Below are 7,637 nucleotides of genomic sequence, written 5' to 3'. Positions count from 1 at the left end.
CTGATGCCGCTGGTCGATGCGATCCGGAGCCACGTCTTCGCGGCCGAGCGCATCCACGCGGATGACACCACGGTGCCGGTCCTGGCCAAGGGCAAGACCCGGACCGGCCGGCTCTGGACTGCGCGACGACCGTCCGTTTGCCGGCCCAGATCCGCCGGCGGCCGTGTTCTTCTACTCGCCCGACCGTGGCGGTGAGCATCCGGAGCAACATCTGGCGGGCTATGCCTGCAGGCCGACGCCTACGCCGGCTTTGGCAGGCTCTACGAGGCCAATCGCAAGGGCGGCCCGATCATCGAGGCCGCCTGCTGGGCGCACGGCAGGCGCAAGTTCTTTGATCTCGCGCGGCTCAGCAAGGCGCCGATCGCGGCCGAGGCGGTCAAGCGCGTCGATGTTCTGTTCGCCATCGAGCGCGAGATCAACGGTCTTACTCCGCAGGAGCGTTTGCGTGTGCGCCAGGAGCGTAGCCGCCCCCTGATCGTCGAGCTGGAGGCGTGGTTGCGCGAGCAGCGCGCCAAGCTCTCCAGGAACAACGACACGACCAAGGCGATCAATTACTGCCTCAGCCGCTGGGATGCATTTAGCCGCTTCCTTTGACGGACGGCTGTGCATGTCGAACAATGCTGCTGAGCGTGAGCTACGGGCGGTCGCCGTGGGGCGAAAAAATTGGACCTTCGCCGGATCCGATGAGGGCGGCCGGCGTGCGGCTGCCATCTACAGCCTCATCGCCACCGCCAAGCTGAATGACATCGACCCGCAGAATTGGCTTGCCGACGTGCTGGCTCGCCTGCCGGATCACCCTGCCAAGTGCATTGACGAACTGCTGCCTTGGAAGTGGAAGCCTCAAAGCGTCGCTCACGCCGCTTAAGCGCCGATCAGCTAAGCGGCCTAGCCGGGGCCTTCGCCGGATGCGTACCCGGGATCTCCAACCGCTGCAATCTCTCCGGCTGTATGTGGAGCCGGGCTTCCGCAACTACGCGCCGATGCTGAGCACGGTCGCGCAGCGCACAAGCTCGTCACCTACAACATCAGCCCAGGCACCAGCAGTTCCGGCCCCCGCGAACAACGCCGCGATCTTCCAAGCTTCTCCCGTAGCTGCGACTCGCTGGTCATTCCGAGGTCCCCGTTGCCCGCTCGTAAGCGCCAAGCTGAGGCCGTTCAGGCGGAAGCCAGCCCTGCGCGATCCGCTCGAGAGTTTACGTGAGCCAGGCATGCGGATCGACGTCATTCATCTTCGCGGTCATGCAGTAGCGTGGTTTGCGGCCGGATCGCCCGCTCGACGGTGTTGGAGTCGATCTCGATGCCGGCCGTCGCTCGCTGCACGGTGGCGCGGCTGATGAAGGAGATGGGCCTGCCGGATCATCTCGCCGGAGATCCCCGCCGTGTGACCCCACCCAGCTGATGACCTCGCGGTCATGGCTGTCCAGTGCAAAGGCAACCCGCACGATCTCGCCATTCCAGCAGGTGAACTCGAGCGCGTCCGAACACCAACGCTCATTGGAGCGGCTTGTCATGATCGTTCCATCATGGGCCCTCGGGATGCGGCGCCCTGTATGCCGGGCCAGCAACAAGCCGCCCTTCTTCATCAGCCGGTAGACGCGCTTGGCGTTGACGGGATCATGGCCGGCTATCCACCAGGCGCCGGATATCAGATGTGAGCTCACATGATGGTACACTGTGTCGAGCAGCGGCTCGGCCGACATGCGCGCTCCACGCAAGGTGCAATGGCTGACCGACAATGGCTCGATCCTCGCCGCCCATCGCACTCTTGAGATTGCCGCGGCCCTCAACCTCGAGCCTTGCTTCACGCCGGTCGAAAGCCCCGAGAGCAACGGCATGGCAGAGGCGTTCGTGAAGACTTTCAAGCGCGACTATGTTCGTGTGAACCGCCTGACGCTCGCACCGCGCTGCTGCGGATCGACAACTGGATGGAGGATTACAACTCAGAACACCCGCACTCCCGGCTGGGCTACCGCTCGCCGCGGGGTACATTGCATCACTCAAACCAGCCGAGTGTCCGGTCTAACGGGGTCAACTCCACCCATCTGTTCGAGCAGACCTGCATGAGCAAACTGCAGCAGCGGTTCCTGATTCATTGATAAGACGCCGGTCCTACATCGCGGGATCCAGCTGAAGACGGCTGCCTTAGCTGTTTACCGCTCGGGCGGGTCGAGCTTTTCATACGCGACAGCCTGCAACCGCCGCAACACGCGATTCGAGATGGCGGCACGGATCATCGCGACGGTGAAACGACAGTCCTCGTATCAATATCGGCGCGCAAATGAGCTATTTGCGAACATCTAGAACGGTGAACAAGAAGCACGTTGGTTTGCCGCATGCCTGCGTGTGGCACAAACAGCTTTGCGCCATCATTGTAAAACGGCTGATACCCATTCTCGTAAAGTCGTGTTAGCCAAGGCTGCTCGAACGGCGTTTCAAGATAGAGAGTGGGCAACAGGCGCTCGATCGTAGCTAACCCCCCGCTGATGGCTCGATTTTCAGCGCCCTCTGTATCGACCTTTATGAAGTCTATGCGGTTCAACCCGAGGATGGTCGTTAAGGCATCGATGGTATTCGTCCTGACCAACTCCGCATGATAGCGGACATTGTCATAAGCTATTTTGCTTCCCTCGAGCACAGCGAGTGCTCCGTCCCGAAAGCCGCCCTTCAGTATGGGAACGTTGATAATCTCAGTGCCGACGGCGTCACATACAGCTTCCTCATGAATGCTAATATTGGACAATCGTAGCCAGCGTTTGGTTCGCTGCAATCCCACCGCACTTTCATGGAGCGGCTCGAACGAATATAATTGGCCTTCGGGAAATTGCTGAGCCACTACGAAGCGCAAACTGACCCATGTTCGCGCCGATATCGAGGATCACGGCATCCTTTCTGCTGATGATCTCGGGTCGGCCCCACCATCTCGCACCAGCGCCATCAGGCCGGTTGCTCCCTTGCGGAGTCGATCGGCGTGCTGGCCACGTAAACCTGAACACCCGCCGGGATCCTGCCTGCCGAACCGCCCGGATCACCGCAGCAAGCCGCTCCGCCTCCACATCTTCACCGACGCGCACACATCACCGATGACGATTTCCACCATCTCACCCGCCACAGTCTCAAAGCGCGAACTTGACCACTCGGCCTGCCGTTGATCTGGTGCACGTTCAAATCGCATGTGGCGGCTATCACGCGGCTGGTTTCGACCTGGCGAAAGGCGGCCAGATCTTGAAGTATGCAGTCTTCCTGTCGCGATGGTATCTCACGGCGGAGCGCGTGGTCGAGGGCTACACAGAAGGTGTTTCAGGCGCTCTTGTGTAACCAGCGATAGCCCGCGCACGATTCAATGGGCCTCGTAGCTGAATACATTGCGCGGCCGCGCTACTCGGTCTATAGCTTCGATTGTGTCAACGGATCCCGTCGCATCGGCCTCGCCCACAAGATTACTTGGCACTGTCTCCCGAGCCTGGTTCCTGACCAGCGTTTACGTTGGTGTGACCGAATGGGGTAACCCCAACTGGCAGGCCCACGTGGGAAGCTTTGCCATTATTGTAATGGGGTGTTCCATCTCTTCGCCGGAGGAGGCTGTGGTGGCTAGTGATTAGGTCTGCAGCGATCCAGCGGCCGTAAGCGCTTAGAGTGCCATCGTGTCGAACAAAGTACTGACCTGCCAGCTGTGAACGGCTATCGCTGTCAGCGAAACTGGAGCATACGCTGAGGGCCGGGGACCACCCGCCTGCGGAGACGTGCCCGAGGCTGGTCACGCGGCGAGCGTTGCGGCGCGGCAATCGGGTGCGAAGCACGCGACAATCAGGACGGCGAGTCAGTTTCGCAGCACGGTGATGATTGCTGCGGCGACTGTCGCGCGCAAGAGTGTTTTTGAAGTCTGATTGTCGCGGAGCATCAATCAGCAAAGGAACTGAGGTATGGGCGTGCGCAAGATTTCGTTCGTCAAGTTGGCAACCGCAGGCGTCGTCCTTTCCGTACTAATCGCATGTGCGGCTGAGGTCGTTTTCTTATTTTCGAGCATTTTCTTGGTGGGGCGCATCCCCATGTACGATGAATTTGCAACCCGCGATTTTTCACGATGGAGCGGCTTAGCAAAACAAGTTTGCTGTGACGCTGCGGCGGTAATTGTTGACGCGCCCAACTGGAATTCTAAGAGCGCCGTGAGATTCGAGATAAACTTCGATGATCCCCTCGTTAAGGGGAGTCATCGATCCGAATTCCGATTGAAGGCAACAGAGTTTCACCAACTTTATGAGTATGGATTCAAGATTTTCGTGCCACCAGATTGGCAGTCAGATAATAATGAGGTTGTAGTGATGCAAATGCACAACGTTCCGGACAATTGGAAGGGTGAGCGGGGGCTCGTTCCCCCGCTAGAATTGAGTTTGCTCAACAATACCTGGGTTCTCCGGACAGCTTCGGGGCGGGTTCCAACGTGGCTCGATCGAAAAGGGGACATGCGTCATGATGTTCCATGGTCGCAGCCGTTTCAACGTGGAAAGTGGAGTAGTTGGATTTTTCGTACCAAGTGGTCGCTGGATCGGGACGGGATTATCGAGGTCGAAAAAGACGGTGAGCTAATTTTCCACAGGTACGGCACGAACTGTTACGACAACTTATTGGCTCCCTACCTCAAATTTGGAGTCTATACTCCTTCGTGGATAGAATTGAGTGCACCCCCTGAAATCAAGACTAGGAAGATTTTCTTTACAGACGTTTCTGCGCGCGAGCTCTGAGATGCTGAGCGAAGAATTTGTTGCAACGCATCGACGTTGGTTGTGGACGAACCTGCAGCGGCTGTAGGCGTGGAGCGCAAGGCAGCGACACAAAGGGCGGCCAGGCCGGATCTCGGAGTATCGAGATTAAGGTCGATGGCATAACCATCCGGGCTGGTTGCAGCTCAGACGCGCGCGATGATTGCTGCCATCGTTCATGCGTTGAAAACGCCCCGGTGATCGGCCCGTCCGGAACTGTCCGGGTGATGGTGGCCACCAAGCCGGTCGACTTCCGCAAGGGAAGTCGTCGCTGAAATACCTGACCCCCGCGGCCTATGCCGCCCACCTCACCGCAACGGACGATCGGCTGCGCAACCCCGACCAGCTCCGCCGATCGTCCGTTGCTCCACCCGCGCCCCTTGGCGTACAAAACCCTGAGACTCTAACCGCTGCTGGATGAAAGTTCAGTGGCAGGTCAGCGGGCCGACGACCAACGAGACGATGACGGCGGATTACAGCAACCTGAGCATCACGACCGGGCCGGCACCCGCACCGGCGACCAGCGGTCAAAACGACATCATCGCCGGGAAGCACCAGCACTCCTCCACCGGCAGTCAGAGACCGGTAGCACGAGACGTCCCCGGTAGCACGACCGTGACGGATCCGACGGCCTCGTCCACCTCGACGAGGGGGTTCGGAGACATCAACGGTGACGACCCTGATGACGTGACTCCGACGGTGGCGGACAGCTCGTTTGGGGGTGCGTCGATCTCGGTACGGCATTGGCGTGCCGAATACCAATGACGATCGATCCGGTAAGCGGTCGAGGTGCTGAACGACGACTTGGCGGCGGCCACTGGCGGGCTATCGGTCTGACGGTACTTCATGTAGAGCCTCATTTGGTGATCGGTAACGTGTCGGCCTGGCAAGCGAGTGATTCCTCTTGGCGGAAGAACCACTTGCATAACCAGCCCGGCCGCGATCACCAGTCGGCGCGGTCCGCTGTGGATCGCGCCGACGCCGGGCTCGTAACTCCGGTCGGGCTACGCCCTCCCTGCGTCACGAGCCCGGCGAAGCCCTCTCATCCTGGTCGACGCTCCACTTCCACCCTGTTCGCCGCGCGGCAACCATCACTGGTTCCGAAGTGCGAGACCATTACGGCCTATGACGGCAAGACCTCCATTCGCAGCTCGGGCACGAGGTTAACCCACGGTCTCACGCTGAGTTCGTCCTTCAACGGGCGGGGCCACCCAAGGGCAACGCTCTTTGTCACGGCGATTGACAACACCGGAAGCCGATCAGCAGCTCGGCCCAGACAATAACGTTGATCGATCTCCTGACACGGCACCGGGATCGTCGGGCACTGCCTTGTCTGTTCACCTCCTCGGTTTGTTTGGTTCGACGTCGACGTCTCGCAGCAAAGTCTGACCTGATTACGATCAACACCTCGACTCAAACGAGTTCCCCAGTCACATCCTGACCCAGAGTGTGCTGGAGCGTGCCCTTGCCCGGATCGCATCGCTTCTATCCGCTCTGCCCTGGTGCACCCGAGCCTTGATACAGACCGCATCACCTCGCTACATGGTGTGGATGCGGAACAAGGCTTCTGTGATTCGACCGGCGAGCGTTGATCTAATCTTTTCTCACGCCGTTTTGGAGTACATCGTCAACCTGGAAAGCGCTCCCAACTCGCTCTGCGGGAAAGACCTGTCCGAGGATGACTTCACCTGCGCGAATACATTCATTCAAGCCCGTAGCCCTAATCGCGCGCCGTAGCCCACGCCACCTCCCCAATAGCGGTGACCCAGCCTCCGGGACCCAATTTTGGCAGAAGACGGCCGGGCGGAGCGGCAAAATTCGTGTCCGGTTCTGAGGCTTTGCTGCCGCCGGCCGGCTCCCTCGGGAAGCGTCTCTCTAATTCCGGGCGTGAGGTCAAGCTCTCCTTGAACATCCTTGCCGGGTCCATGGTTCTCTCCGTGGTAGGGGCGTGCCCTCCGCATGATGGCGTTAGCGGATCAATGTGTGAAGCGCGCTTTGCCCTTTCGAGCACCGCAAAGCCAAGGACGATCTCACCAACGTCAGCGTCCCGGCAGGGACGTTCGCTCCCGCTGTTCGGCGGGAACTCGTTATCTTTTATGCAGGCTGATCAGCGGCATCCTTTGATGACCATTTAAATTCGGTACCATCGATCCACATCCGATGCAGAATGACAGCAAGTTTTCGGGCAACTGCAACCTTGGCTTTGCGTGGCCCGCTTCGTTTCGCAAGCCGAATGCCTCACCCTTTGAGCGCCGACCATTTTGCTACGCGTGTGAGCAGCACACTGGCCGCCTCGTAGAGGTAACTTCGCAGCATCTTATCGCCGCATTTCGAGATTCGGCCCGTCCAGTCAATCTCGCCGGATGCGTATCGGCGGGTCGTTAGCCCTGTGTAGGCTCCAACGCTTCGTGATCTCTTTAAGCGAGCGGGGTCATCGATCGTCGCAAGGAAGCAAAGGACAGTGACCGGGCCGATGCCAGGAGCCGTCATGAACCGTCGCACCTGCGCATTGTTGCGAGCCAGCACCTTGCGGTCAAGGTCCACAATCTGTTGCTCGACGGCCTCGCGTGCCTTCAGCAATGGTCTACCGCGGCAAAGAGCTCTGACCGATCCTCGGCCAACTGCGCGGCGCGCACAACAAACATATTCATCTTTGCTCGCCCGATGACAAGCCCAAGATTCTTGAGGAGCCCCCGGATTTGATTTTCGATATCCCGCTTGATCTTGACGAGCAGAGCCCGACTGACAAGAAGGGCTTTGGTCGCGTGGCTATCGAGATCCTTGACGCAAACCTCCTTGTACCATGCGCGTTCCAGCCGATCGTGATCACCGATTCCAGGCCATCGTGATCACCCATTCCAGAGCATCGTGATCACCATT

The 7,637-nt window shown here is 59.4% G+C and carries 4 protein-coding genes and 4 pseudogenes; 5 read left to right on the top strand and 3 right to left on the bottom strand.

The genetic code is table 11. The annotated features are described in order from the left end of the window. The first annotated feature begins 3 nt into the window (after positions 1–3). Both Q2941_RS49880 and Q2941_RS49875 read left to right on the top strand, forming a co-directional pair. A pseudogene (locus tag Q2941_RS49880) lies at positions 4–594 on the top strand (IS66 family transposase). A gap of 13 nt (positions 595–607) precedes the next feature. Next, positions 608–865, top strand: a complete 258-nt coding sequence (locus tag Q2941_RS49875) for a transposase domain-containing protein (RefSeq protein WP_458197286.1) — start codon at positions 608–610, stop codon at positions 863–865. Positions 866–1,351: 486 nt separating this feature from the next. On the opposite strand, the pseudogene Q2941_RS49870 reads toward Q2941_RS49875, so the two are convergent. Next, positions 1,352–1,622 (bottom strand): annotated as a pseudogene (locus Q2941_RS49870) (IS3 family transposase); the annotation flags it as partial. A gap of 79 nt (positions 1,623–1,701) precedes the next feature. Here Q2941_RS49870 and Q2941_RS49865 point away from each other — a divergent pair. Then, positions 1,702–1,982, top strand: a pseudogene (locus Q2941_RS49865) (integrase core domain-containing protein); the annotation flags it as partial. Between the two features lie 248 nt (positions 1,983–2,230). Here the strand turns inward: Q2941_RS49865 and Q2941_RS49860 are convergent. Continuing rightward, positions 2,231–2,833, bottom strand: a complete 603-nt coding sequence (locus tag Q2941_RS49860; RefSeq protein WP_458197285.1) for an FkbM family methyltransferase — start codon at positions 2,831–2,833, stop codon at positions 2,231–2,233. Between the two features lie 1,087 nt (positions 2,834–3,920). Here Q2941_RS49860 and Q2941_RS49855 point away from each other — a divergent pair. Together Q2941_RS49855 and Q2941_RS49850 are read left to right on the top strand one after the other, a co-directional pair. Then, positions 3,921–4,739, top strand: a complete 819-nt coding sequence (locus tag Q2941_RS49855) for a polysaccharide lyase family 20 protein (protein WP_458197284.1) — start codon at positions 3,921–3,923, stop codon at positions 4,737–4,739. A gap of 283 nt (positions 4,740–5,022) precedes the next feature. Beyond that, a pseudogene (locus tag Q2941_RS49850) lies at positions 5,023–5,178 on the top strand (IS3 family transposase); the annotation flags it as partial. Between the two features lie 1,817 nt (positions 5,179–6,995). Here the strand turns inward: Q2941_RS49850 and Q2941_RS49845 are convergent. Beyond that, a complete protein-coding gene (locus tag Q2941_RS49845; protein ID WP_458197283.1) occupies positions 6,996–7,337 on the bottom strand; it encodes a transposase in 342 nt (113 codons plus the stop codon). Positions 7,338–7,637: the final 300 nt, after the last annotated feature.

The sequence above is a fragment of the Bradyrhizobium sp. UFLA05-153 genome, from assembly GCF_054185185.1.
Note: the sequence above shows the minus strand (reverse complement) of the source record. Positions and strands in the feature narration are given on the sequence as shown.